The organism is Adlercreutzia muris (genome assembly GCF_008831045.1).
GTDB lineage: Bacteria > Actinomycetota > Coriobacteriia > Coriobacteriales > Eggerthellaceae > Adlercreutzia > Adlercreutzia muris.
Genome location: NZ_WAJS01000094.1, coordinates 1 through 506 on the forward strand (window position 1 = coordinate 1; position 506 = coordinate 506).

Sequence of the window (506 nt, forward strand, 5' to 3'; positions counted from 1 at the left end):
AGTCGATCCTCCCTACTCGAACACGATCAGCTCGTCGCGGTGGACGAGCGGCTTGTCGGCCAGGCTTGAGAGCAGCCGGTTGCCCTGCAGCTCGGCGCGCGTGCTCATGGTGGCGGGCATCCCCATGGTCGTGTGCAACGGGCGCCGTGCAGGTGCTATCGTGGCCGCCGCGCGCGGCGAGGACGTGGGCACCCGCTTCGTCGCCGCGAAGAAGCCCCACGAGATCACGCCGAAGAAGCTCTGGATCGCCCTCGGCGACGCGGCACGCGGCGCGCTCGTGGTCGACGACGGCGCGAAGGCGGCGCTCGTCGGCCGGGGGAGCTCGCTTCTGTCGGTGGGCGTGAGCGCGGTGGAAGGACGTTTCGAGGCGGGCGATGTCGTGGACATCAAGGACGCCTCGGGGCACCTGTTCGCCCGCGGTAAGGCGGCGTTCTCGTGCGACGAGGCCGCGCTCGCCATCGGCCGCACGCGCGCCGAGCTGCAGGGCAACCGGCTGCTCTCAAGCC

Annotated in this window: 1 protein-coding gene; it reads left to right on the forward strand. The window is 71.3% G+C overall.

The genetic code is table 11. From position 1 onward, the window contains the following. Positions 1–106: 106 nt before the first annotated feature. On the forward strand, positions 107–506 hold a 400-nt coding region (locus F8D48_RS11520; protein ID WP_338073133.1), incomplete at its 3' end, for a PUA domain-containing protein.